General features: G+C 65.1%; 22 protein-coding genes. 8 read left to right on the top strand and 14 right to left on the bottom strand.

Annotated elements, in window-relative coordinates:
• Positions 1-54: 54 nt before the first annotated feature.
• The 9 genes from A37E_RS0119215 to A37E_RS0119170 all read right to left on the bottom strand — a co-directional run bounded on the left by A37E_RS0119215 (position 55) and on the right by A37E_RS0119170 (position 11,286).
• Positions 55-1,731 (bottom strand): B12-binding domain-containing radical SAM protein, encoded by a 1,677-nt coding sequence (locus tag A37E_RS0119215; protein ID WP_051679181.1) that lies wholly within the window; start codon positions 1,729-1,731, stop codon positions 55-57.
• 245 nt (positions 1,732-1,976) lie between these two features.
• Positions 1,977-3,383 (bottom strand): acyclic terpene utilization AtuA family protein, encoded by a 1,407-nt coding sequence (locus tag A37E_RS0119205; RefSeq protein WP_029558090.1) that lies wholly within the window; start codon positions 3,381-3,383, stop codon positions 1,977-1,979.
• Positions 3,380-3,682, bottom strand: a complete 303-nt coding sequence (locus tag A37E_RS0119200) for a DUF4387 domain-containing protein (RefSeq protein WP_029558089.1) — start codon at positions 3,680-3,682, stop codon at positions 3,380-3,382. Before A37E_RS0119200 ends, A37E_RS0119205 begins: the two co-directional genes overlap by 4 nt.
• Positions 3,683-3,704: 22 nt before the next feature.
• Entirely contained in the window at positions 3,705-5,147 is a 1,443-nt protein-coding gene (locus A37E_RS0119195) for an FAD-dependent oxidoreductase (protein WP_029558088.1), read from the bottom strand.
• Positions 5,144-6,619, bottom strand: coding sequence for an aldehyde dehydrogenase (locus tag A37E_RS0119190; protein ID WP_029558087.1), 1,476 nt, complete (start codon positions 6,617-6,619; stop codon positions 5,144-5,146). The genes A37E_RS0119195 and A37E_RS0119190 overlap by 4 nt, the downstream gene beginning before the upstream one ends.
• 41 nt (positions 6,620-6,660) lie before the next feature.
• A complete protein-coding gene (locus A37E_RS0119185; protein ID WP_081837685.1) occupies positions 6,661-7,716 on the bottom strand; it encodes a D-2-hydroxyacid dehydrogenase family protein in 1,056 nt (351 codons plus the stop codon).
• A gap of 55 nt (positions 7,717-7,771) precedes the next feature.
• Positions 7,772-8,920 carry a PrpF domain-containing protein gene (locus tag A37E_RS0119180; RefSeq protein WP_081837684.1) on the bottom strand — a complete coding sequence of 383 codons (1,149 nt, stop codon included), beginning with the start codon at positions 8,918-8,920 and terminating at the stop codon, positions 7,772-7,774.
• An 88-nt stretch (positions 8,921-9,008) separates the two neighbouring features.
• A complete protein-coding gene (locus A37E_RS0119175; RefSeq protein ID WP_029558084.1) occupies positions 9,009-10,217 on the bottom strand; it encodes an ABC transporter substrate-binding protein in 1,209 nt (402 codons plus the stop codon).
• Positions 10,218-10,530: 313 nt separating this feature from the next.
• On the bottom strand, positions 10,531-11,286 hold the full coding sequence (locus tag A37E_RS0119170; protein ID WP_051679179.1) for a GntR family transcriptional regulator: 756 nt from the start codon (positions 11,284-11,286) through the stop codon (positions 10,531-10,533).
• Between the two features lie 189 nt (positions 11,287-11,475).
• On the opposite strand from A37E_RS0119170, the gene A37E_RS0119165 reads away from it, so the two are divergent.
• The 7 genes from A37E_RS0119165 (at position 11,476) to A37E_RS0119135 (ending at position 17,649) form a co-directional block, all read left to right on the top strand.
• Positions 11,476-12,345, top strand: coding sequence for an isocitrate lyase/phosphoenolpyruvate mutase family protein (locus tag A37E_RS0119165; protein ID WP_029558082.1), 870 nt, complete (start codon positions 11,476-11,478; stop codon positions 12,343-12,345).
• An 85-nt stretch (positions 12,346-12,430) separates the two neighbouring features.
• A complete protein-coding gene (locus A37E_RS0119160) occupies positions 12,431-13,396 on the top strand; it encodes an ABC transporter substrate-binding protein (protein WP_029558081.1) in 966 nt (321 codons plus the stop codon).
• Between the two features lie 6 nt (positions 13,397-13,402).
• Positions 13,403-14,167, top strand: a complete 765-nt coding sequence (locus A37E_RS0119155) for an ABC transporter permease (RefSeq protein WP_051679178.1) — start codon at positions 13,403-13,405, stop codon at positions 14,165-14,167.
• Positions 14,155-14,988, top strand: coding sequence for an ABC transporter ATP-binding protein (locus A37E_RS0119150; protein ID WP_081837682.1), 834 nt, complete (start codon positions 14,155-14,157; stop codon positions 14,986-14,988). Before A37E_RS0119155 ends, A37E_RS0119150 begins: the two co-directional genes overlap by 13 nt.
• Before the next feature lies 1 nt (position 14,989).
• Positions 14,990-15,778 (top strand): ABC transporter permease subunit, encoded by a 789-nt coding sequence (locus A37E_RS0119145; RefSeq protein ID WP_051679177.1) that lies wholly within the window; start codon positions 14,990-14,992, stop codon positions 15,776-15,778.
• A 48-nt stretch (positions 15,779-15,826) separates the two neighbouring features.
• Positions 15,827-16,702 (top strand): isocitrate lyase/phosphoenolpyruvate mutase family protein, encoded by an 876-nt coding sequence (locus A37E_RS0119140; protein WP_029558077.1) that lies wholly within the window; start codon positions 15,827-15,829, stop codon positions 16,700-16,702.
• The gene (locus A37E_RS0119135; RefSeq protein ID WP_029558076.1) at positions 16,699-17,649 is read left to right on the top strand and encodes a DUF6282 family protein; all 951 of its coding nucleotides are present in this window, start codon (positions 16,699-16,701) and stop codon (positions 17,647-17,649) included. The genes A37E_RS0119140 and A37E_RS0119135 overlap by 4 nt, the downstream gene beginning before the upstream one ends.
• Before the next feature lie 80 nt (positions 17,650-17,729).
• On the opposite strand, the gene A37E_RS27060 is transcribed toward A37E_RS0119135, so the two are convergent.
• The 3 genes from A37E_RS27060 to A37E_RS0119120 all read right to left on the bottom strand — a co-directional run bounded on the left by A37E_RS27060 (position 17,730) and on the right by A37E_RS0119120 (position 18,692).
• Positions 17,730-17,897, bottom strand: coding sequence for an Arm DNA-binding domain-containing protein (locus tag A37E_RS27060; RefSeq protein WP_156026384.1), 168 nt, complete (start codon positions 17,895-17,897; stop codon positions 17,730-17,732).
• A gap of 343 nt (positions 17,898-18,240) precedes the next feature.
• Positions 18,241-18,480 (bottom strand): hypothetical protein, encoded by a 240-nt coding sequence (locus A37E_RS0119125; RefSeq protein WP_029558075.1) that lies wholly within the window; start codon positions 18,478-18,480, stop codon positions 18,241-18,243.
• A 2-nt stretch (positions 18,481-18,482) separates the two neighbouring features.
• Positions 18,483-18,692 (bottom strand): hypothetical protein, encoded by a 210-nt coding sequence (locus A37E_RS0119120; protein ID WP_029558074.1) that lies wholly within the window; start codon positions 18,690-18,692, stop codon positions 18,483-18,485.
• A gap of 112 nt (positions 18,693-18,804) precedes the next feature.
• Here A37E_RS0119120 and A37E_RS0119115 point away from each other — a divergent pair, with 112 nt between their 5' ends.
• On the top strand, positions 18,805-19,560 hold the full coding sequence (locus A37E_RS0119115; protein ID WP_029558073.1) for an SOS response-associated peptidase family protein: 756 nt from the start codon (positions 18,805-18,807) through the stop codon (positions 19,558-19,560).
• Between the two features lie 834 nt (positions 19,561-20,394).
• On the opposite strand, the gene A37E_RS27055 is transcribed toward A37E_RS0119115, so the two are convergent.
• Together A37E_RS27055 and A37E_RS0119100 are read right to left on the bottom strand one after the other, a co-directional pair.
• A complete protein-coding gene (locus A37E_RS27055; RefSeq protein WP_197023017.1) occupies positions 20,395-21,147 on the bottom strand; it encodes a response regulator in 753 nt (250 codons plus the stop codon).
• Complete coding sequence (locus A37E_RS0119100; protein ID WP_029558067.1) at positions 21,144-22,385, bottom strand: EAL domain-containing response regulator; 1,242 nt, start codon at positions 22,383-22,385, stop codon at positions 21,144-21,146. The genes A37E_RS27055 and A37E_RS0119100 overlap by 4 nt, the downstream gene beginning before the upstream one ends.
• Positions 22,386-22,647: the final 262 nt, after the last annotated feature.

Raw genomic sequence — 22,647 nt, 5'->3', positions numbered from 1 at the left:
GGCGCGCGCGACGTCAACAGCAAAGCTCCACGGGACGCCTCACTCCGCCGGGCCTCACTCTGCCGCGCGCATGGGGGATGCCCCCTCTTGCGGCCGCCCCTCCGCCTTCACCCGGGGATCGGCCCAGCGGCCCGCCTCGATCTCGGCGATCTGCCGCGAGACGTCGCGCACCACCTTCCGGGAGAAGGGGCCGAGATGCATGTAGAACAGCGCCAGCGAGAGCAATTGCTCCAGCCTGTCCAGCCGCTTCAGCCCGCGCAACGCCACCGGCCAGATGTGCACCGCCGCCCGCGGATGGCGCCAGGTGACGGTGGCGAGCACGCCGAACAGCCGTCCGAGATCGGCGACCATCTGCCTGACGTCGATGGGCGCCGGCGGGGCCGGCGGCTCGGTCGCGGCGGGCGGCTTGGTCGCGGCGACCGCCCCTTCCTGCCGCCCGACGAGTTCAGAAAGCCGGCGGATGCGGCCGAAGAAGGCGCGCGGGGCATAGACCCGGGCATAGACCTCGCGGTAGCGCCGCAGCACGTCGATGCGCGGCTCCAGCGTCGCGAAATTGAGGCCGGCGCCGGTCTGGTCCCCGTGGCGGAAGTCCTCTTCCTTGATCGGGAACATCCGCCCTTCCCGCTCAAGCCGGCGGGAGAGCTGGGTATCGGGAAGCGCGTAGAGCAGGCCCAGCGAAACCACCGGGATGGCCGCCTCCTCGATCAGTTCCGCCATGGCATCCGCCGCGTCGGGGGACTCATTGTCGAAGCCGACGATGAAGCCCGCGATCACCACGATGCCGGCGGCATAGATGCGGTGGACGCTGGCGGCGATGTCGCGCTTGGTGTTCTGCTTCTTCTGCGTGGAGCGCAGGACCTCGGGATCGGGGCTCTCGATGCCCACGAACACCAGATAGAACCCGGCCTCAGCCATCTGATCCAGCAGCGCGCTATCGTCCGCGAGGTTGAGCGAGGCCTCGGTGGAGAAGTGGAACGGGTGGCCGTGCGCCCGCTGCCATTCGATCAGGTGCGGCAGGAAGGCCTTCACCGCCTTCTTGTTGCCGATGAGATTGTCATCGACGAAATCCACATGGCCGCGATAGCCGAGCGCGTAAAGCGCATCCAGCTCCGCCAGCATCTGCGCCGCCGTCTTGGTGCGCGGCACCCGGCCATACAGCTCGATGATGTCGCAGAACTCGCAGGTGAAGGGGCAACCGCGCGAGAACTGCACGCCCACGAACAGATAGTCCGGCAGGTGGAGCAGATCGAAGCGCGGCACCGGCGTTTGGGTCACGGCCGGCCGCTCTTCGGGCGTGGTGATGAGGCCGGAGCGGGCACCGCTCTCCCAGGCTTCGACGAAGGTGGAGAGCGTCGCCTCCGCCTCGCCGAGGACACGGAAGTCGGCAGCCGCATAGGCTTCGGGGCTCGAGGACACGTCCGGTCCGCCCACCACCACCACCTTGCCCGCCGCCTGCATGGCAGCGACGGCGGCCAGCGCCTCCTGGCGCTGGGGCAGCATGCCGCTGACGAACACCACGTCCGCCCATTCGAGATCAGCCGGGTCCAGCGCACGGGCGTTCAGGTCGCACAGGCGCGCCTCCCAGTGCGCCGGCAGAAGCGCGGCGACGGTGATGAGGCCCAGCGGCGGCGCCATGCAGCGCGCGCCCTTGAGCCGCGCCAGCTCCAGATTGCGCCAGAAGCTGTCCTGCGCAAACCGCGGATAAAGTAACAGTACCCGGACGCTCGACATCGCCGCCCCTATCGCCGCCCACATGATTCGCAGATGACCATAGGGCGGTTGCGGGACCGTGTCATCGCAACGGACCATGTGGCCTCAAGGGCAAGCTGGATCGCGACCACGGCTTGCGCGGCCACGGACCCGTCAGGCGCGCGTTCCCCCCGTTTGATCGTCGGCCGAGATGGCCCCGTCGCGCACAGGATGGGTCGGCGCCATATGGGCATCGAGATGGGAGATCATGCCGACCCCCATCTATCCTATATCTTTATTTCCTCAATAAATAGCGGGAAGTGCGCCGCGATATCGTCGACTTCCATGATGTGGTAAATGTTGAATCGGTAGGCTGGCCCAAGATCAACCTCCGGGGGCGTAAAGGGAAAGGCCAGATTACCAGCGGTCGACATGCGCCCCTCGAACCCCAGATGCAGCAGATATTGCTTGGTCGTCCGCATCACTTGCATCGCGCGATCCGGGTTTGGCGCGAGACACTCACCGAGTATGAAGACTTCATGGGGCGAAGGGGGCGCGCCATCGACGTCGAGCGGACGGACACCGTCGATGCCGTACAGGCGGAACGCGAGCTGGTAGTCCTCCGGCGCGTTCTCGCACACGAGGTCACGCACCACCTCCTTGATCCGGTCCACGACCCCCGCGATGTGCAGGATGAAGTTGGGATCCGCCGCCGCGCACAGCAGCACGGCCCGCGACCCGACGGACACGGCCCCCTCCAGCTTGATGGTCTGGCGCGAAGCGGGGCAAAAGTCCGCGCCGGAGACGCGGGTGCGCCGCGCGTCCAGCGCCTCGAAGCGGGCGTTGGAGAGATCGACCGCCCCGGCCGGTTCGCGGATGGTGAAAGGGTCTGCCTGTTCATAGAGGCTGTGGCCGGCCACGGAGGCCGGGGTGGCGGCGCGCTCAGGGTTCATGCTCTCAAGCTCGAACCCGTCGCGATCTATCGTCGCCAGGATCGCGTCGCGCCCGCCGGGACGGCAGCAAATGGACGCACATTCGACGATTTTCGCCATGTGGATCGCCAGCCCCACCGGAAGGCCGGCCATGATTGGCAAGGCGGAGAATATCCCGGTATCGCATGCGCGGCCGGCAATGATCACGTCGGCGCCGGACTGCAGGGCGCGCTGAAAGGCCTCCACACCCATTTGCCCGACGATGTGAGCGGCGGCGTCCACATCCGCCTCTGTGAGGTCGGGCATGGTATCCACCGGCCTGATACGGCCTTCGCGCAACGCCGCCTTGACGGCGGAGCGGGAAATGTCGGCGGGCATGTACGCAAGCGTGAAGGACAGGCCGTCTTCCGCCGCGATCTCGCGCACCAGCTCCAGCGTGCCTTCCAGATGCGGCGCGGCGCCCGCCGATCCGGCAGAGCCGATCACCAACGGGACGCCGAGCTGCCGGGCGCCGCCAAGGACCCGGCGCAGATCCTGCTTCGTACTGGTCCGGGATGTGGCCATCTTCCCGCTGCCGAGATAGGCGGGGCCGATGTCGATCGACCCCATGTCGCAGCCGATCATGTCCGGCCGGCGCGCAAGGCCGGCCTCGAATGCCGCCGCGGGAATGCCATAGCCGAGCTGCCCTGACGCCCCAAGGATGCGGATGCTGCGCCGACGGCCGGACGCGATGTCGTCGAGAAGGGTGCCGATGCCGTTCATAAGTCGATTCCAAGCAGCGGCGCGTGCTGTTGGGCGCCGTAGACGTCACGGTCGCCGGGATCCCCCGACATCACCTTTCGGGGGATCGATATCTTGATGGCCAGCGCAGGACGGTAGATGTGGACGGCGACCCGCTCCAGCGCTTCGCCATAGCGCCGCGCGACCTCCGCGCGCAGCGTTTCAGCCGCGGCGGCCACGTGGTTGAAGCGGTCCTCGTCGGGAAAGACGAGGTCGAAGGTCAGGACCAGCGGCCCGGCATTCTTGCTCCGCAGAACGGAGACCATCTGATCGAGCCGCATGCGCCTGTCTCCGGCTGGTCGATCAGTTCACGCCAACCGCGTGACGGCCGGCGATCCGGCCGAAGACGGCCCCCCGCAGCACCGAGGTCGCCCCGGTATACCGGCCGTAATAGATGCCCATGGTCTCTCCGGCCGCGTAGAGATTGGCGATGGGCTGGCCGTCATGGTCGACCACCTGGGCGTTGGCGTTGCAGCGCAGCCCGCCGAAGGTGAAGCAATTGGCCGAGCTGATCGGCCACGCACGGAACGGCCCCTGGGCGAGGGGCAGCGCCCAGTTCGACTTTGGCGGCGAAATGCCCTCGGTCGAGAGCCCGTCGCACTCGAGCGGCTGGAAGGTGCCCGGCCGCGTTGCCGCGTTGAACGCCGCCACCGTCGCAGCCAGTTTCTGCGGCGGGATGTCGAGCTGAAGCGCGAGGCCTTCCAGCGTGTCCGCCGTGAACGGCTTCTTGTCGCTCCGCACCGTGCGCTGCCAGTTCGGCACATCGTCCAGCCGCGCGTCGCAGATCACATAGGCGGTTCCGCCCGGCAGCCGCCCGATCAGGCGTGCGATGTTTTCATAGATCGTATCCACGGTGCCCGACGCCTCATCGACGAAGCGCTGGCCGTCGCGTTCAACCAGGATGCCATAGGGAAACACGAAGACGATGGGCTCGGACTGCCCCGATCGCGGGTCGATGGGCTCGGCGTGGTACTCGGTGTAGTCACCGCAAGGAGCCGCTCCGGCTTCGAGGGCCATCTTGATGCCCTCGCCGCGATTGTAATAGCCGCCCCGGGCGACGGGACGGATGTACCGCGCCTGCGCCCCGTAGTAGCGCGCCTGCATCTCCGAATTGCCTTCGAACCCGCCGCAGGCCAGCACCACCTTCCCGAGGAAGCGGCGCATGCCGTCCCCCGTCTGCGCCATGATCCCGGCGACCGACCCATCCTCGGCCCGCACGAGGCCGCGCGCGCTGGTCTCGTAGTGGAAGTCGACGCCGAGCTTCTCGGCGGTGGTGGCAAGCGCCTCCACCAAAGCGAGGCCCCCGCCCACCGGGCAGATGCGGGTGGTGGAGGAGGTGATCAGATACGTCGCCATGTCGGAGAATTTGATCCCGGCGCCGCGAAGCCAGGAGAGCGTCGGGCCGGCCTCCCGCGCGAGCGTCGAGATCACCTCAGGATCGGTGAAGGAGAGCGCCTTCACGATGGGGGACCAATCCGCATAGGGACGGCCGGTTTCGGCGATCAGCGACGGATCGAGGTTCCACCCCGCGTTCTGCATGAAGTGCTCTTCGAAGTCGTCGGAGACCTCGTTTTCGTTCTTCATGCGCATGAAGGCTTCGGTCCAGCGCGTGTTGCCGCCCCGCTCCTCGATGCAGGAGCGCTCAAGGACGGCCACGCGGCGACCGGTCTCAGCGGCGGAGACAGCGGCGGAGAGGCCCGCAATGCCGCAGCCGACAACAACGACGTCGTAAGCGTGCTCGATCATAGCTTGACCGCGAACGGATCGCGCTCCTCGTTGGAAAAATCGATCATCACGTTGCGAATGCTCGTGAATTCATCGAGCGCCACTTCGCCGCGCTCGCGCCCGAAGCCGCTCTCCTTGAAGCCGCCGAAGGGCGCCTGGACCGCGACCGCGCGATACGTATTGACCCAGACCGTGCCGGCCCGGATGGACCGGGAAACGCGCATGGCGCGTTGCAGGCTTTCCGTCCACACGCCGGCCGCGAGGCCGTAGCGGGTGTCGTTGCCGATCTCGATCGCCTCTTCCTCGGTATCGAACGGCAGGATCGACAGGACGGGGCCGAACACCTCCTCCTGGGCGATGGTCATGTCGTTCCGGACATCCTTGAAGATGGTGGGCTGCACGAAGAAGCCCTTCCCGAGCCCCGGGCCTTCGGCGGCGCCACCGCCGGCGGCGAGGGTCGCGCCGTCCCGCTTGGCGGCGTCGATCATGCCGAGGATGCGGGCGAACTGGGGCTCGTTGGCCGCGGTGCCCATCTCGGTCGCGGGATCGCAGGGATCGCCGAGCCGGATGCGGCTTGCGCGCTCCACCAGCGTCTCCACCACCTGGTTGTAGACGCCGCGCTGAACCAGCAGGCGCGATCCGGCGATGCAGGTCTGGCCGGTGGCGGCGAAGATGCCGGCCAGCGCACCGATGATCGCCTTCTTGAGGTCGGCATCGTCGAAAATGATGTTGGGCGACTTGCCGCCCAGCTCCAGGGTGGCCGGCACCAGGGCCCGGCCCGCCACGGCGGCGATCTCGCGCCCCACGCCGGGGCTGCCCGTAAAGCTCACGCGGTCGATCCGCCCCGAGGCCAGCAGCGCCTTGCCGACCCGCGCATCCCCGGTGACGACGTTGACGACGCCGGGCGGAAAGCCTGCGGCCTCCACGAGTTTCGCGAACTCCAGCGTGGTCGCCGACGCGTGCTCGGAGGGCTTGATCACCACGCAATTGCCGGCGGCCAATGCGGGGGCGAGCTTGTTGGACAGGAGCCCCATGGGGGAGTTCCAGGCAGTGATCAGCACGCACACGCCGATGGGATCGCGCACCGTGTAGTCGAGCGTGTCGCGCTGATCGAGCGGGATGGTCTTGCCCCAGAGCTTGTCCGCATAGCCGGCGAAGAAGCGATACTGCCGCGCCGCGAACAGCATCTGGCTCTGCGTCTCGCGGATGACCTTGCCGTTGTCCGTGCTCTCCAGCCGGCCCATGCGCGGCGCGTCCGCGGCCAAGAGGTCGGCGAGCTTGGTCATCAGCCGCGCGCGCTCGGCACCGGAGGTCTTGGACCAGTGGGTCTCGAAGGCCGTGCGGGCGGCCGCGATGGCGTCCGCGACCTGCTGGTCGCTGGCCTGCGCCAGCGAGGCCCACTCCTCGCGCGTGTAGGGGTTGATGGCGGGAAAGCGTTCCTGTCCCGGTTCCTCGACCCATTGGCCGTTGATGAAGAGCTTGTAGTGCGTCATGCGGAAACTCCGGCGATGTCCTGGATGCGTTTCGGGGCCGGTCAGACGTGACCCGCTGCGAACATCTGTCGTGCCACCTGCGAGTCGGGCAGGAAGGGACGGGCAGCAGTGATCTGGTTGATGGGCGCGCCGGCGAGCCAGGCGCGTAGGTTCTCAATCGTCTGCCCGTAGAAGATCTCGTAGTTCGCCTCGGTGACGAAGCCGATGTGCGGCGTAGCGACCACGTTCGTGAGCGTTCTGAACGGATGATCCTTCGGCAGCGGCTCGATCTCGAACACGTCGAGACCCGCACCGCCGATCCGTCGCTCCAGGAGAGCGCGGACAAGCGCCTCCTCGTTGACGATCTGGGGACGTGCCGTGTTGATGATGACGGCATCCCTCTTCATCTCCGCCAGCTCCGCGTCGCCGACAAGGCCGAGCGTCGCATCCGTCAACGGCATGTGGATCGTGATCACGTCGGACAGACGGAACAGATCGGACTTGGACACGCACTCCACCCCATGGGGCGCGGTGCGCTCGGGGGTCAGGTTGGGGCTCCAGGCAACGACCTTCATTCCCAGGATCTGGCCGATGCGGGAGACGGGAATGCCCATGTTGCCCAGGCCGACGATGCCAAGGGTGAGCCCCGCGAGGTTGCGGCCGAGACCGATCTGCCAGCCGCCCGCGCGCAGCGAGGCCGTCTCCTGGGGCATGTGGCGCGTCAGCGAGAAGATCAGCGCCCAGGTCACCTCCACGGTGGTCTGGTGCAGGGCATCCGTCGCGCACACGAAGATGCCCCGCGCGTCGGCGGCGGAAAGGTCGATGGAGCGGGCATTGCGCATGCCGGTGGCCAGGATCACCTTCAGATCGGGCAAGGCGTTGATGACCTCCGCCGGAAAGGCGGTCCGCTCGCGGATGCGCATGACCGCATGGAAGCCACGCAGGCGCCGGACCAGATCTTCGGACGTCGCCACGTGATCCGAGAACGCAACCGTCTCCACGCCGGCAATGGCGCCGTGGGGCCAGAACCGCGCCGCCACTCCCTGGTAGTCGTCGAGGATTGCCACCCGGAACGGATTGGGGACGCTGCTCTTGGGATGAGGGCTCTTCTCGTTCATCGATACCCCTTGTCAGATCTCAGCTCGCGGGCCTTCGCTCCAGCGTGAGCGCGATTCAAACCCGGCCTCCGGCTGCCATGCCGATGTGCCCGGGCACCCAGACCCGGCCGTCGAACAATCGCCGCGCGGTCCGGTAGAAACTGCCGCTGCGCACCTGCCAGCCGTCCGGTGTCCGCACCACGTCGGCATCGACCGTCAGCACACCGGCGGGCATCGCCAGCCGCATGGGTCCGGCGGAGCGTTCCGGCCGGCGGCATTCGGCGACGACCGATCCCTCCATCTGCACCGCCGCCGCCGCGCAGAGCGAAATGGTGAGCGGCAGCGCCCGGTGCGGCTGGCCGTTGGAGATGGCGCGGATGACGAGATCGCCTTCGTCGCCGGCCTTCGCGGATGCGACGAAACAGATGAAGGGGATGACGGGGATCCGCCGCGCGGCTTCCACATCCGGCGCGATGCCCATTGCCACCGACGCCGCACAGCGGATGGCATCGAGCCGGGCAAGAATGTCGGCGCGTGCGTCCAGCTCCTGGGGTGCCTCGTGGCCCGTGAGGCCCACGTCTTCAGCCCGCACGAAGATGGCCGCATTGGCCGCGTCCACCATGGAGACATCGATGCGTCCCAGGCCCGGCACATCCAGCACGTCGCGCACGGCTCCGGTGGGGAGCAGCCTGCCGGTCGACGCCCCGCCCGGATCGATGAAATCCAGCCGGATGGGAGCGCCCGTCCCGCTCACACCGGGAATGGCCAGATCGCCGTCGAACCGCGCACACCCGTCCTCGACGGGAAAGGTGGCATGGATGAGCTTGCTGGTGTTGGTGTTGAAGATGCGAACCCGCGCCTCGCCGTCTTCCTGCGGGGCGAGCATCATCTCGTCCAGTGCGAATGGCCCGACGGCCGAAGTCATATTCCCGCAGTTGCCGCTGTAGTCGACGCGCGACGCGCCGATCGCGACCTGCGCGAAGGTGTAGTCGACATCCGCGTCCGGCCGCTGGGAGGGCCCGACCACGCAGACCTTGGAAAGGGAGGAGAGACCTCCCCCCATTCCGTCCAATTGCCGCCCGTAGGGATCCGGGCTCCCCATGGCCGCCGCGAACACTTCGTCCCACGTCGCCCGATCAGGAGGCAGATCGCGCGCGTGGAACATGAGCGCCTTGCTCGTGCCGCCACGCATGAAAACTGCCGGAATGGAACGCTGCGCGGCCAAAGCCCTACTCCCCGATCCACACCCCTGCCCGCCGCCCACGCATCCTTACGTCCGGACGACATCGAACCTCACGACCTGCGCGCCGCCATCACACCTTGAGGAGACGGCACTTCGGATCCTTCTGCGCGGGAAACGCCGCCTCTTTCGAAACGGTGTCCACGAACTTCAGGAGATCCCAGGGGTCTTTCGATTCAGCCGGGGTCTTGCCGACGAACCGGTAGATCTGGCGCACCACCATGCCGTCCCCGCGGATGAAGCCATCCTTCGTGGACATGTCGTTGATGGGCATCTTCCGCATGGCGGCGAGCACGTCCGCAGTCTGATCCGTATTGGCGGCCTGCAGGCCTTTGAAATAGTGGATCAACGCATTGTAGGTGCCGGCATGCCCGACATCCGGCGGGCGGCCCGTCAGCTTGCGGAAGCGATCGGAAAAGGCGCGGGTCTCCGGATTGAGGTCCCAGTAGAAGGGCGCGGCAACCGGCATGCCCTGGATACCCTGCGGCCCCACCGCCTTCAGGTCGGAGTGGAAGGCGAACGGGGCGACCGGACGCATCGTCTTCACAATTCCGAAGTCGACGCACTGGCGCAGAAGGTTCACGAAGTCCTGCCCGAAAGTAACCACCCCGAGAACTTCCGCCTTGGAAGCCTGGGCGGTGAGCAGATGGGACGCGAAATCAGCCTCGCCCACCGGCGGGCGTGAGGTTCCCAGCACGGCGCCGCCCGCAGCCTTGATCAGAGGGGAGGCCTCGTCCTCCATGATGCGGCCGCCCGCATAGTCGGAGACGATGAAGTACCAGGTCTTGCCGCTGGTCTTCATCGCCATCTCGACCGTAAGCCTGACGATGGTGCGCGCCGTCCAGTTCCAGACGATGGCGTTGGGGGAGCAGTCCTGCTCGATCAACACGTCCGTCGAGGCATTCTGGACGATGTTGATCTTGTTCTTGTCGGCGGCAAGCTTCTGCACACCGAGCGCGACCGCGCTGTTGGTCAGGCCGGTGATGAGGCCGACCCCTTCGATGTCGTACCATTTGCGCGCAATGGAAAGGGCGAGGTCCGGCTTGTTCTGGTGGTCGCCGCTGACGATCTCGATGGGGCGTCCAAGCACCTTGCCACCGAAGTCCTCGACCGCCATCCGGGCCGCGATCGTCGTGCCATTCCCACCGAGGTCGGAAAAAACCCCCGACATGTCTTCGAGCACGCCGACCTTTATGGGCTGCATCTGTGCGTGCGCCCGCCCCAAGCCAGCACCAGTCAGTGCCAGCGCACCGCCAAACAAGACTGTTCGCCGCGAGACCATCGACACCTCCCTGTAGGCGCGGCGTGTTGTTCTGACATTTGGTGGCTGGAGCCCTCAATGGGAGACTCGCGGGCGCCGGCCGCCCCCTGGGACGGATCCGGCGCAGCCACGCAAACGCTGCCGCTACCATTATTGCTGTCGCCGCATCCATGTGCGGATGGCCAAGTCAGTCCCATGCCGCCCTCAAACTGTCAACAGTTTTCCAAAATTGCCGACAGGCGGGACTGGATCATGCTGTTTTTGAGCGTTTCTCCATGGCTGATTGTCTGCAAGGTACGAAGCGTGCCAACGCGCCCGCGCCGCAGGGCGCCCCTCAACAGGAACGCTGCTGTCGCCGCGTCTCGCGGGGCGACGCGGCAGAGGCCTGGATCGAGGAGAGGGCATTCAAGCGCGCATTGCGAATGTGCCGCCGCATGCAGCCTTCGGCGGCATCCGGGCTCCGGCTGAGGAGCGCGGCCAGAATTTCCCGGTGCTCGCCGAATGCCTCCTTGGCCCGGCCGGGCTGAGCGCTCGCCCTCAGCCGGTGCAGGCGGAGCTGATAGTAGAGACCATCCAGAAGAAGGCGCTCCAACTGCTCACAACGGGCACCCTTGATGATGGCGAAATGGAAGTCATCGTCGCCGACCCCCTGGTGATAGGCCTGCCCGGACGAAATATCCTGCTGCCGGCCATGCTCCTCCAGAAGATCGCCCAGTGCCGCAAGCTCGGATGTGGTCATATGTTCGGCAGCAAGCCTTGCCGCCATACCCTCCAGGGCCTCGCGGACAATGAAAAGCTGCGACACTTCTTCCGGACGGAAGTCGATGACACGAATGCCGATGCGGGGCGTGCGCATCACAAGGCGCCCCTCAAGGCGCCCCAGCGCCTCGCGGAGGGGCCCCCGGCTGATGCCGAGCTGGCGGGCAAGCTCCGATTCGGACAGGCGCTGCCCCGGCAGGTATCGACCGGAGGTGATGACCTGCACCAGCTTCACGAAGGCCTCTTCCGCCAGCGAGGTCAAGGCGATGGGCTCAATGGCACCGGGCCCCGACTGAGGGTCGGAATGAAGCGGGATCGGCCGGGTGGCCATGGCTGCACCTCACGCGTTGAAGGGCACCCCTGCTGACAGGACTGCCGATAATTTTTGCTGAAAACACCATATCATCCCGGCAGACATTGAAGAAGCGCGCGCATTGGGTCCAAACCCAAAACTGTTGACAGTCGTCAGTATCCGGGTCTAGCTGAAGGCCAATGCCCCTGCCGCGGCGAGAGGAAACGGATGCGATCCGCGCTCGTTCTAAAAAACCTGGTTGCCCGCAGGGCGGCCATCACCGTGCCCGGCACGGCGAATGCCATGTTCGCACGGGTGATCGAAAACCTCGGCTTCGACGCCATCTATGTCAGCGGTGCCGGCATCGCCAACATGGCGCTGGGTGCGCCGGACATCGGCCTGACGACCCTGACGGAGGTCGCGGAGGCAACGGCCGCCATCGCGGACGCCGTCTCCCTGCCGATCATCGTGGATGCCGACACCGGCTTCGGCAACGCGGTCAACATGGTGCGGACCATCCGCATGCTGGAGCGCGCCGGGGCGGCAGGTATCCAGATCGAAGATCAGGTCTTTCCCAAGAAGTGCGGGCACTTCTCGGGCAAGGAAGTGATCCCGACCGGCGAAATGGTCCAGAAGATCAAGGCGGCCGTCGACGCGAGGGTTGATGGCGACATCCAGATCATCGCCCGCACCGACGCCGCCGCGGTGGAAGGCTTCGACCGGGCGATGGAACGCGCCCATGCCTTCATCGAAGCGGGCGCCGACATGACCTTCGTGGAAGCGCCCGTGACGGTGGAGGAGCTGGCGCGCATCCCGCGCGAACTTCCCGTGCCGCAGATCGCCAACATCGTCTTTGGCGGCCGCACGCCCGATCCGGGCCGCGAGCAGCTCGGGCAGATGGGCTTCTCGCTGGTTCTCTACGCAAACGCCGCTTTGCAGGCGGCGCTGAAGGCCTCCTACGAGGTTCTGGAGGCGCTGAAGCGGGAGGGATCGCTCGCCAGCGTCAGCCACCGGCTCGCCACGTTCGATGAACGCCAGAAGGCCGTCGCCAAGGATCATTGGGACGAACTGGAGAGCCGCTACAGCGCCGTTCCCTGAGGCGGGGAACCCGCCGGACCATTTGCGACGACGCGTGCAGAGGCCTCGATCAACAAGAGGCCCAACCACATCTGGGAGGACGAAAATGATCTCGGCCACGAGGCGCGTATTCCTGAGTGCCGCCGGCATTGCGCTGCTGGCCTTCGCATCCCCCGCATGCGCGCAGAACCCGAAGCTGCGTGTCGGCGGCACACCGAACTACGGCCCGGTCCTGCCGATCATGGCGGCGGAGAAGCTTGGGCTTTTCAAGAAGGCGGGCGTGGACGTCGAATTCTCCGGCTACCAGGGTGGCAGCGCCTCCATGGAGGCGCTCGCGGCCGGTGAAGCCGACATCGTCAACTTCATTCCCCCGGGGCTGGCGCTGGCCAGGGCACGGGGCGTGAAGGCGAGGATCATCAGCGCGGGCACCATCACGCCACGCGGATGGTGGGTCATGTCGCGCGAGGATTCCTCCATCAAGACGATCAAGGATCTCGTGGGCAAGAAGGTCGGCACCAGCTCGCCCGGCGCCGCCACCGATTTCTTTGCCCTGTGGGTGGAGAGCCAGTCGGGCGGCACCTTCACGCGCGTTCCCGTCGGCGGCTCGGGCCTCATTCCGAACCTCACCGCCAAGAATGTGGATGCCGTGGTTGCCTTCCCGCCGGTGTCCTACCGCATCGCCAGCTCGGGGCTGGGACGCGTGGTCGTCGACCTGGGCACGGCCATGAAGCCCAATGTCCCCGACGTGTGGGTCGCCTCCGACGAGGCGATCGCGAAAAAGCCCGAGGCCGTCAAGAAGTTCCTCGCCGCCTTCTACGGGGCCGTCCGCTACATGCAGGAAAACCGGGCATGGACGGTCAAGTTCATCGATGAGGCCACGAAGTTCGGCGAAGCTGTCGCCGGCGAGGAGTTCGACAATACGGTCAAGGGGCTCTCCGCCGACGGCGCGTTCAAGGAGGAGTGGGTTCAGGAATCCCTCAATCTTGCGACGCTCGCCGGGATGAAGGAGCTGCCACCGGCAGCCTCGCTCTACACCACCGAGTTCGTGCCGGTCACGCCGCTTTCGCCCTGACCGGCCATGACCGCATCACCCCACAGCTGGCGCATTCGCGCCGTGCAGTTCGGGGCCGTGGCGATCGTCGCGGCCCTGTGGGAATTCGCGCCGCGGGCCGGCCTTGCCGATCCGACGCTGTTGCCGCCGTTCTCCGAGGTCCTGAAGCAGCTCATCGTGCTGCTCTCCGAGGGCAGCGTCGTGAAGGATCTCGCCATCACCGCGAGCGAGGTGGCACTCGCCTTCGCCATCGTCGCGCCGCTCGGGGTGGGCTGCGGCCTGCTACTGGCCGAAAACGATTATATTGGACGAGTCTTCAAACCCTTCTTCTATTTCCTGGCGAGCGTACCGAAATCGGTATTCCTGCCGGCCTTCATCCTTCTGTTCGGCATCGGCTTCGGGCAGAAGGTGGCATTCGGCGTCTTCCAAGCGATCTTCGTCCTCGTCATCAGCACCGTCGCGGCGGTGGCGAGCGTCGAGCCGGAGCTTGTGAAGCTCGCCCGCGCCTACGGTGCCTCGCGGGCACGGATCTATGCCGAGATCTACTGGCCCTCCATGCTTCCCTTCATCGTCGAAGGCATGCGGCTCGGCGTCATATTCTCCATCACCGGCGTGGTCTTCGCCGAGATGGCGGTGGCGCGCGCCGGCATGGGTGCGCGGATCGCGACCTGGGGACAGACCTTCCAGATGCCGGACCTCTATGCGGGCGTCCTTCTGGTTTCCCTGCTCAGCATCACCGTCAACGAGGCCCTGCGCGCCTACGAGAGAAAGGTCGGAAAATGGCGAGGCTGACGGCCGGCAAGCTCGATGCGGCGGACGACGAACGCGGCGCCGCCGGTGCCGGCCAGGCGGGACCCGCGCCGGTGGATGTGGCCGTGGAGCATATCTCCCACATCTACGGCGCCGGGGCCGTGAAAGCACTGGACGACGTGAACTTCACCGTCGAGCGGGGCCGGTTTGTTGGCCTCGTGGGGCCGAGCGGCTGCGGAAAATCTTCGCTGCTGCTGATGCTTGCGGGCCTGATGCAGCCGAGCGAAGGGCGCATCGTGGTCGAGGGGACCGAGCTGTCCAGGCCCGATCCCGAGCGGGTCGGCGTGGTGTTTCAGGAAGCGAGCCTCCTGCCATGGAAGACGGCGCGCGAGAACGTGGAGTTTCCCCTGAAGGTGCGCGGCATCGGCAAGACTGAGCGGCGCGCGCGCGCCGACGCCTTCCTCGATCTCGTCGGCCTGTCGGAGTTCAAGGATCGCCTGCCCAACCAGCTCTCGGGCGGCATGCGCCATCGCGTTTCCATCGCCCGCGGCTTCTGCCAGGACCCGCACATCCTGCTCATGGACGAGCCCTTCGCCGCCCTCGACGAGCAGACCCGCATGACCATGGGCAACGAGCTGCTGAACATCTGGGAGAAGCGTCGCAAGACCGTGATCTTCGTCACCCACAGCCTGACCGAGGCGGTCTATCTGTGCGACGAGGTCGTGGTGATGAGCCATCGGCCCGGACGGATCCTTGAACGCATCGAGATCGATCTGCCGCGTCCGCGCACCTACGAGATGATGGCGACGGAAAAGTTCGGGCGGCTGCGGGATCACATCTGGCGCCTCATCCGGAAGGACTGACATGACCTCCGACGCATCCGGGGCCGCGCGCCCGTTCATCAGCGTCCGTCAGCTCCAGGTCCTGCTCCTCGCCGGCCTGATCGCCGCGTGGGAAATCCTGCCCCGGGCGGGGCTGGTGCCGCCGGTCATTCTCGCGCCCTTCTCGGCGACCCTTGAGGTCGGCTTCACCTCGTTCGGCATCTTCGCACCGGCCCTGCTGACGACGCTGGGCGAGATCGCGGTGGGCCTCGTCATCGCCTATGTCGGCGGGGGCAGCATCGGGCTCATTCTCGGCAGTGTGCGGGGGCTTCGGCTCACGCTGCTTCCGCTCCTCTCCTCGGCCTATGCCATTCCCTTCGTGGTCATCTATCCGATCCTCATCGCCTGGATCGGCATCGGACCCCAGTCCAAGATCTGGTTCGGCGGCATGTATGGCCTGTTTCCCATGGCACTGGCGACAGCGGCGGGCGTGCAGCTCGTGGATGAGCGCCTCCTGCTCGCGGCGCGCAGCATGGGGGCGAACAGGCGCCAGCAGATCCTCGAGGTGATGATCCCCGCCACACTGCCGGCGCTGGTCGCGGGCCTGCGGCTCGGCGGCGCGCTGGTGATCATCGGGGTGGTGGTGGCGGAAATGCTCGCCTCCACCGGCGGCATCGGATTCCTCATCACCCAGTACCGCACCATGTTCCAGACACCGCAGGTCTATTTCGGGGTGCTCATCGTCCTCGTTCTCGCCGGCGGTCTCGACTGGCTGATCGGACGGCTGGAACGCTGGGCGACACCGGCCCACCGGCCCCGCGAGGCCCGCTGAAGCGCCGCGCAGCAGGGCACGCCGTCCCCACAAACCGAGGAGGTCGCATTGCCCCATCCCGCAGCGCTTCTGCGCGCCCGCCTCGCCCGGCCGGAGATCCTGATCGTGCCCGGCGGGGGCTCCCCCCTGGAGCTGAAGCTCATTGAGGGTGCCGGCTTCGAGGCCGCCTACGTCAGCGGGTACGCCGCGGCCGCGGCGCGCCATGGTGTCCCCGACATCGGGCTCATCGCCTATGCCGAGCAGGCCGAGCTGGTGCGGGCCGCGCGGCAGGTGACCGATCTCCCGCTCATCGTCGATTGCGACACGGGCTATGGCGATGTCGCCAATGTCGCGCGCACGGTGCGCGGCATGGAGGGGCTCGGCGTGGCCGCCGTCCAGATCGAAGACCAGGCGTGGCCGAAGAAGTGCGGCCACATGGACGGAAAAATCGTCGAGCCCGAAGATGTCGCCCTACGCAAGCTGGACGCCGCCCTCGCCGCCCGAAGAGCCGACACGGTGGTGATCGCCCGGACAGATGCCCGCGGCCCCCACGGCATGGAGGCCGCGCTTTCCCGCTGCCGCAAGTTTCGCGCGGTCGGTGCCGACGTGCTGTTCGTCGACGGGCCGGAATCCGCCGAGGAGTTGCGCATCATCGGCCGTGAGCTTGACGGGCCCCTGATGGTGAACATGTCCGAAAGCGGCAAGACGCCCCTCTTCTCCGCCGTAGAGCTTGAGGCCATGGGCTTCTCCATAGTGATCTTCCCGAGCTCGACGGTCCGCATCATGGTCCGCCAGGTCTCGGCTTTCCTCGCCGACCTGAAGGCGACCGGCGATTCCCGCTCCTGGATGGACCGCATGGCGAGCCTTTCCGAACCCAACACGGCGCTCGGCCTGTCGGAGATCAGGGCGTTCGAGGCGAACATCCTGGAGAGGCAAAGATCATGAGCGAATTCCCGTATCCCTGGCCCCCGGGAGGTCCCTCCCCGGCAGATGAACTGGTGCGAGGGGCCATCGACCTGCACCATCACGGCTATCCGGAAATCGCCTTCGATCACCGGACCCGGCATGAGGATTGGGACGAGCTTGCCATCGCACGCGCCGCGGGCATGGCCGGTATCGTGCTGAAGTCGCACATGTGGCCGACCGTCGGGCGCGCCTATCACCTGCGCCGGATGGTACCGGGCATCGATGTCCACGCCTCGATCACGCTGAATCCGATCGCAGGCGGCTTCAGCCCGCTGGCCGTCGAGGCCGCCGCGCGGCAGGGCGCCCGCGTCATGTTCTTTCCCACATGGGGCGCCGCCCATGACCGTAAGCGGGGCGGCATGTCGCGGCACCTCGGCCACATTCTCCCCCGTGCCGCAGGCCTCACGCGCGAGGCCGGCCTGAGGGCCACCGACGAAGCCGGACGGGTTCGCCCCGAGGTGTGCGAGTGCCTCGCCGTTGCGGCCGAGCACAAGATGCTGGTCTGCACCGCGCACATTTCGCCGAAGGAGAGCATTGCCGTGGCCCAGAAGGCCAAGGACTTCGGCATCGAGTCCGTGGTCTTTTCCCACCCGGACAGCAACTCGGTCGCCGCGTCGCGCGAGGAAATCCGGGACATGGTTGCGCTCGATGCCGTCTGCGAGTTCTGCACCCTCGGCATGCTGCCTCAACTCCAGCGCATCTCGCCCAGGCTGGCCATGGAGATCGTCTCGGAAATCAGCGCCGACCGGGCGATCATAACCACCGATTATTTCTTCGAATGGTCTCCCCCTGCCTCCGAAACCCTCCGCATGCTCGCCGGAACCTTCCTCGATCTTGGCATGCCATTCGCTGACATCCGCAAGATGATGAAAGACAACCCCGCAAGGCTGCTCGGCATTGACTTTCCGCCGTGTCCGAGCCCGTAGGACATTGAGTTCAGAACCCGGCCGTCGGATCGAGCTTAATCCCAAACGGCAGGTAAGCCATCACGGCGTCGCGCGACTGCCTACGCGCCCAAGGCGCGGAGCTTCTCCTTACCTCCGAAGCGGGACTTCAGCCGCCAGAGGCGCGAGCCGTTCTGACTGACGAGGAGGTGCAGCCCACCGCTGTCCGACGCCTTGAACGGCTTCTCTGAGGGCTTGAGATTGCGAATGGCAAGGTCGGTAAGTGCCATCGGTGGGGGTATCGCCGCTGGGGGTAGGGAGCAGAATCTCCCCAAAGCTCCCCCCAGATTAGCCGGACGCAACCGCACCTTCCCGCACCATACCGGACGGGAAAGATGATCTAAGTTATTGGTTTTTCAAGATCGGAGGATCACATCGGACGCTATTGGAGCGTGAAATGGTGCCCAGGGGCGGGGCGTTGCTGGCTCGGAAAATCAACCTCCTAGAGCTGCGTGGGAAAGCTAGTTATTCAACCCAATCGCAACAGCATGCAGTGGGCTCTTTCTCACCAAAAGGCCCCGCCCTCGCCGCGCAAGAAGAGGCGAGGGCTTCAATTGGTGCCGCACCGCAGCTTCAGCTCTCGGTCGCTCTTGCTCGCTCCCTCGCATCAACGAACTCGGCGAAAGGTGACCGCCGGAGAACGCGGGCGCCGTGGCGCAAAAGCAGATATCGGCCTTTGCGTTGGGTGAGCGCCGCCTCAAATGCGCCAATGGCCACGATCACGTTTGCGCACGACGCCATCACCTCGACGATCCGCATGCCTTCATCGTCCCACATCTCGACATTGAAATCGTTCTCGACCTTGCCGCCCATGATCAATCCCCCAGCGGGTGGCGACGCCGGCGAAAGCCCGAGGATGCATCCGCCTGAACGCGGGACATCTCGTGCTCCAGGTAGGCCTGTCCCACCAACAGAGCGCGGATCGTCGCGCGAGGATCGCCCTCGCAGGCTGCCAAGGCCTCATCAATCTCCGCATCGCTGACGTCGAAAGGGGTTCGCTCGGCGGGCTGAGGCTCGCACGACATGGGTCATCTCCGGCGCTGATCTGCGCATATGGATTCCATGAGAACGAAAATAGAACAAGCCACGAGATATAGGGGCTGGTGTCGGCCCCGCGCTGTGCCGTAGCCTCAGCCCATGTGCAACCTCTACAGCCACACCTCGAACCTTCAGGCGATCATCGATCTGGTGCGCGCCACACGCAGCTTGGTCGGCAACCTGCCGCCCCAGCCGGGCATCTTCCCGGACTATGAGGCGCCGATTGTGAGGACCGGCGCCGACGGTGCGCGCGAAATTGCGATGGCACGATGGGGCATGCCGTCGTCGCAACTGGCCCTCATGGAAGCCACGAAGAAGCGAGCGGCAAAGCTGGAGGCCAAGGGCCAGCCTGTCAATTTCAAGGAGTTGCTGCACTTGGAGCCGGATGCCGGGACGACGAACATCCGCAACACTTCGAGCAAGCACTGGCAGCGATGGCTCGGACCGGAGAACCGCTGCGTCGTGCCGTTCACGAGCTTCAGCGAGTTCAACAAGGCCGCCGGCGGCGACGTGTGGTTCGCCTTCTCGGAGGCGCGCCCGTTGGCCGTGTTCGCCGGGATATGGACGCCTGGATGGACCTGTATCCGCAAGATGAAGACGGGCGTCGAGACCGCGGACCTGTTCGGCTTCCTTACGACCGAGCCCAGTGAGCCGGTTGCCAGCATTCATCCGAAGGCGATGCCGGTGATCCTGACGGAGCCTCAGGAGATCGATGCATGGCTGCGTGCCCCCTGGGAAGCGGCTAAAGCACTGCAGCGGCCGTTGCCGGCTGGGGCGCTTCAGATCGTGGCGAGGGGCGTGAAGAAGGACGGCGCCAGAAGTGTCCCGAGCGACGATCTGTTATCGGGTTCGTAGCATTCGACGCGCCCATCGGGCCGGCCCATAGTGCCATGCGAGGGACAAGCGATCGATCATCGTGGTCCAGTCCAGGTAGCGCGGGACAAACCAGGCATTGTGACCTGTCCGGCGAACCAGACTGTAGCCCTGCCGTTGCATAATCCGCACGCAACGCCCGAGCCCGGCGCGGTCATCCACGAGGACGAGGCGCGGTCGATAGTGGGTTGCACTGAAACCTTCCAGAACGTCAGCCTCCATGCCCTCCACGTCCACCGATACGAAATCGACGGCTCCAACACCGGCATTGGCCAGAACTTGGTCGAGCGTGAGGGTGCGGATGCGGACAGGTTCTCCTGGCCCGATCCCGCGGGCCATGGCTTTCTGGACGGACCGCCCCGCGATCCATAGCATCAACTGGTTCGGTGATCCTGGCGACCCGCAGGCGACCTCGACAACCTCCGCCTTACGTGATCGGCGGAGGTCCTCAGCGAGGTGGGGCGATGGTTCAATGAGAATTCCGGACCACCCGCGCATTTCCAAGTGGTGAGATTGGCTGCCCCGGACGGGCTCGCCCGCTCCCACTTCCACGAAATAGCCTCGGGGCTCGCAGAGCCATGCCCCTATGAGCCCTTTCTCATGCTCAGACGGATAGACGACTGGGCGGCCAAAATCAGCAATTTCCACCACATCCATCTCGCACTGCTGGGATATTCAGATACGGTAGTGCCACAACAGCTATTCTAGTGTAATCACTTTCTTAATCCAATATTTATTGATGCATCTCAATTCTATATATATATATTTGCACGCAACTCCATGGCAACGATAGCGCCGGATTGTGGCGTGGCAGCCTCACAGGATTGCTTGCAGACTTGCCGCGAGACGACCCCCAACGCGCCGCACCGCCGCCTCCCCCTTCCCTGTGATCCGCACCCAAGTGCGGCGACGGTCCTCCAGGTCCTGCACCCGCTCGACAAGGCCCATTCCCTCCAGTGCCTCGATCCGCCTTAGTGCCGTCGCAGTCGAGGCGTCGGCGCCGGCGCATAGCGCCGACACCGTTAACGAGCGCTGGGAAATGTGTGCGAGCACCAGATCAAGGAGCATGTCCCAAGCGGTGTCGCCGCCGGGGATTTCAGGCAGGAGGGACCGTCGATCGTTTCGCAGATCCACCAGCAGCCTGACTTGGGCCGCTGCATCGCAGATGAAGGAGTCGATCCGCAATGTCCTTTCCGTCCTGTCAAGGGCACGCTCGATCGCTTCAGACAATTTGGACAGATCGACTGGCCTCGCAAGAAAGTCCGACGCGCCGAGGCGCATGGCTGAAACGGCGAGCTCTAGCGAGGCCTGCCCGCTGACGAAAATAGTTGAAATACGCCTTGGCGCGAGGACGCGATTCATCTTTTCAATAAGCACCAAGCCTGAATGATCCTCGAGGTCCGTATCGGTAATGACCAGATGAACGTCCTCGTTCTGCTCGACGATATCCAACGCACTTGTGGCCGACGAGGTGCAGATGGCGCTCACACCTCGCTCGGCGAGCCATCCCTTAAGCTGCGAAAGAAACTCTCGGTCGTTGTTTACTGCTACCGCGGAAGTGTAATTCATCGCTCGGCCCCTTCGGCGCCAGCGGCCGCGAGCCTGTTCATCGTGTTTGGGATCTCGTGACCCATAACGAGCAGTTCGTCGAGTGCGAGCTTTGGCACGGCAAGGTGGCCCTGGATGGAAATGCCGCATCGCCTCGGAATCGCGCCGAGGTCCTTCAGTCGCTCCACGCCCTCGACCGTGACGGAAATTCCGCTCGACCCGCAGAGGTCTATAACATGTCGAATGAGGCCGCGCGCCAGTTGAGACCATCTGGCCAGCCGCACAATGCAGATATCGATCTTGACTTCAGTGATCGGCAACTCGCCAAGGCGGGCGATTCCGCTGTATTTCTTTCCGAAATCGTCAAGTGCTATGCCGAAACCCTTCATCCTAAGCTTAATTAGATTTTGAAGTCCGCAGGGAGACGTTTCGTATATATCACTCTCGCAAAGTTCTATGATCAAATTTTGAGGTACTAATCCGCGCCGAGAAACGAGGTCGCTTACAAGCTCGACGAAGCCGTCGGACTCAAGCGACATTAGCGGAATGTTCACGCTGACTGGCCCAGCCAATCCTTCGGCGGTCCACGACTGGAATGCGTCAAGTCCCTTATTCAAGGTAAAGGCAGACAGCCGGTTCGCGGTAACGAAATCTCTCTTGGCGACCTCGACGATGTAGCTCGGGGCGACGAAGCCCACGCCAGGCACGTCCCCGGAGAGCAGAGCCTCAGCTCCGGCGAACGCGAAGTCCTCCATCCCAATCTTTGGCTGGAAATACAGCTGGAGGCTGTCGTGATGGATCGCTTCGATGATCTTGATGTCGCTGTCCGGCGGCAGGATTGCGACTGCGGGATGGGCTAGTTTTCCCGCGGATTGTATCGCCGAAAGGATGTCATCCGGCGTAACCGGCTTTCTAAGGACAGCGGCCACTTCCAACCCGCGGCTCGTGGCGACGGCACCAGCCGCGTTCAGGACGTCGGATGGCTCCGAGCCCACCAGAACGATGTTTGGTGGTGAGGTGAGTTCGGCAAGCTCCTTAAGCCAAAGCATGCCGTCGCGCCCCGAAATGAATGGATTTAAAATGAGGAAATCGGCTTCGGGGTCTGCCGCGAAATGCATCCCCAAATTGTTGGCCGCAGCTCGGACTTTGATTCCGGCTGCGGTGAAGCCCAAGGTCAATGCCTCGACGAATGCTTCCTCATCGTCAACTATGACAACTTCTCTGAACGACACCTCAGCCCCCGAATCGGGCGCGTTCAACTTTAGTTTAATGACACCGCCCCGCCGGGAAATTTCGTAACATTTGCTTTCCCACTTAGCTATCCCAGTTCAATCCGATCTAAGCCATATCGGTTCAGATTTTCGTTGACCGCCCTGCATAAGGCTGTTGCTCCATCCCGCAGAAAAGCCGCCGGCTGCGCTTAAACGACCAGCCGCGGTTTCACTCCAATTTGAGAGTCGATTGGTTCCATATCTGACGTCAGCTTTGAACCGCCCCGGGTTCCCCGGAGGCCATTTCGTT

Source organism: Xanthobacter sp. 91 (genome assembly GCF_000702385.1).
In the GTDB taxonomy this organism is placed as follows: domain Bacteria; phylum Pseudomonadota; class Alphaproteobacteria; order Rhizobiales; family Xanthobacteraceae; genus Xanthobacter; species Xanthobacter aminoxidans.
Note: the sequence above shows the minus strand (reverse complement) of the source record. Positions and strands in the feature narration are given on the sequence as shown.

Bases quoted from the DNA above. Each gene is read 5' to 3' on its own strand.
- A37E_RS0119215 (WP_051679181.1), bottom strand. From the start codon at position 1,731: ATGTCGAGCGTCCGGGTACTGTTACTTTATCCGCGGTTTGCGCAGGAC.
- A37E_RS0119205 (WP_029558090.1), bottom strand. From the start codon at position 3,383: ATGAACGGCATCGGCACCCTTCTCGACGACATCGCGTCCGGCCGTCGG.
- A37E_RS0119200 (WP_029558089.1), bottom strand. From the start codon at position 3,682: ATGCGGCTCGATCAGATGGTCTCCGTTCTGCGGAGCAAGAATGCCGGG.
- A37E_RS0119195 (WP_029558088.1), bottom strand. From the start codon at position 5,147: ATGATCGAGCACGCTTACGACGTCGTTGTTGTCGGCTGCGGCATTGCG.
- A37E_RS0119190 (WP_029558087.1), bottom strand. From the start codon at position 6,619: ATGACGCACTACAAGCTCTTCATCAACGGCCAATGGGTCGAGGAACCG.
- A37E_RS0119185 (WP_081837685.1), bottom strand. From the start codon at position 7,716: ATGAACGAGAAGAGCCCTCATCCCAAGAGCAGCGTCCCCAATCCGTTC.
- A37E_RS0119175 (WP_029558084.1), bottom strand. From the start codon at position 10,217: ATGGTCTCGCGGCGAACAGTCTTGTTTGGCGGTGCGCTGGCACTGACT.
- A37E_RS0119170 (WP_051679179.1), bottom strand. From the start codon at position 11,286: ATGGCCACCCGGCCGATCCCGCTTCATTCCGACCCTCAGTCGGGGCCC.
- A37E_RS0119165 (WP_029558082.1), top strand. From the start codon at position 11,476: ATGCGATCCGCGCTCGTTCTAAAAAACCTGGTTGCCCGCAGGGCGGCC.
- A37E_RS0119160 (WP_029558081.1), top strand. From the start codon at position 12,431: ATGATCTCGGCCACGAGGCGCGTATTCCTGAGTGCCGCCGGCATTGCG.
- A37E_RS0119155 (WP_051679178.1), top strand. From the start codon at position 13,403: ATGACCGCATCACCCCACAGCTGGCGCATTCGCGCCGTGCAGTTCGGG.
- A37E_RS0119150 (WP_081837682.1), top strand. From the start codon at position 14,155: ATGGCGAGGCTGACGGCCGGCAAGCTCGATGCGGCGGACGACGAACGC.
- A37E_RS0119145 (WP_051679177.1), top strand. From the start codon at position 14,990: ATGACCTCCGACGCATCCGGGGCCGCGCGCCCGTTCATCAGCGTCCGT.
- A37E_RS0119135 (WP_029558076.1), top strand. From the start codon at position 16,699: ATGAGCGAATTCCCGTATCCCTGGCCCCCGGGAGGTCCCTCCCCGGCA.
- A37E_RS27060 (WP_156026384.1), bottom strand. From the start codon at position 17,897: ATGGCACTTACCGACCTTGCCATTCGCAATCTCAAGCCCTCAGAGAAG.
- A37E_RS0119125 (WP_029558075.1), bottom strand. From the start codon at position 18,480: ATGGGCGGCAAGGTCGAGAACGATTTCAATGTCGAGATGTGGGACGAT.
- A37E_RS0119120 (WP_029558074.1), bottom strand. From the start codon at position 18,692: ATGTCGTGCGAGCCTCAGCCCGCCGAGCGAACCCCTTTCGACGTCAGC.
- A37E_RS0119115 (WP_029558073.1), top strand. From the start codon at position 18,805: ATGTGCAACCTCTACAGCCACACCTCGAACCTTCAGGCGATCATCGAT.
- A37E_RS27055 (WP_197023017.1), bottom strand. From the start codon at position 21,147: ATGAATTACACTTCCGCGGTAGCAGTAAACAACGACCGAGAGTTTCTT.